This window comes from Carboxylicivirga marina, from assembly GCF_016612505.1.
In the GTDB taxonomy this organism is placed as follows: Bacteria; Bacteroidota; Bacteroidia; order Bacteroidales; family Marinilabiliaceae; genus Carboxylicivirga; species Carboxylicivirga marina.
The window spans coordinates 1-929 of the sequence record NZ_JAENRR010000157.1 but is presented as its reverse complement, the minus strand read 5'-3'; the positions used below and the strand labels follow the sequence as shown (position 1 = coordinate 929).

Genomic DNA, 929 nt, shown 5'->3' with positions numbered 1-929 from the left:
AGCCATTGTTGCCTGCAGTTTTTATTAAAACTTCACTCCAGGAGCTAAAACCAACTGAAAGAAAATTAAAAGGAGAATTAGTAATACTATAGGAGTCCAATATATTTTTTCATTAATTCTGTTCGGAGTATGTTTGATATGCTTGGCTACATTTGCTGATGACCATATCCATGGAATTGAAACGACGAAAACAAATAATGGGGTAATAGCTTGACTTATCGGAGGCACTCTGAACGGGATTACAAGTATGCTGCCTAAAAAAGCAGCTCCAACTGCTATAAACTGAATATATTTAAACCTTGCTCTTGGATTATTCAAATCGTCATCGCGAGAAGCAAATTCTAATAGAAGTCTACTAAACCAAATATTAATCATGGGAATAGTCAAAATGCACATAATCGCCAGAGCTATGAGAAGCGGCTGACTCAAATTTAAATACCCCACAAGCGCTTCACCAAGATCAGTCTCAGGAGCCAAATATGCCACCGTTACTTGCGGGAGTGATTGTACAAGTCCATGAAAAGCAAGCCATAAGATGAGTAGTTTCCAGTTGCTGGGGGAATTTGCTATGAATCTGTAAATTATCAAACAAATTAACCCAATTAAGAAAATTGCCAAAGCTCCAGAACCTTGCATCAAAGACATCAATGGATGTTCCCCTTCCCAGGTATGATTATTATGATATAAATATGCCTCCAAGCCAAGTGCCTTTTTCCCCAGAACAAGAAATAATTCTTGTAGAAAGAAAACTAAATTGTATGCTAATGCATAGAGCACAGCAGAATTAATCAAGGATGTGAAGGCGACTATACCTTTTGGGGCAGAAACCCCTTTATACCAATTCCAGTTAATCAATCCCCATAATACTGGTCCTATCAATAGGATTGCAAAAAATACTTGAACTATATTCATTTCTAAGATTTATTTTT

Annotated in this window: 1 protein-coding gene; it reads right to left on the bottom strand. The window is 36.7% G+C overall.

The window, feature by feature from the left end; all coding sequences use genetic code 11:
* Window positions 1-24: 24 nt before the first annotated feature.
* The gene (locus tag JIV24_RS22190) at window positions 25-912 is read right to left on the bottom strand and encodes a hypothetical protein (RefSeq protein ID WP_200467276.1); all 888 of its coding nucleotides are present in this window, start codon (window positions 910-912) and stop codon (window positions 25-27) included.
* Window positions 913-929: the final 17 nt, after the last annotated feature.

Bases quoted from the DNA above. Each gene is read 5' to 3' on its own strand.
- JIV24_RS22190 (WP_200467276.1), bottom strand. From the start codon at position 912: ATGAATATAGTTCAAGTATTTTTTGCAATCCTATTGATAGGACCAGTA.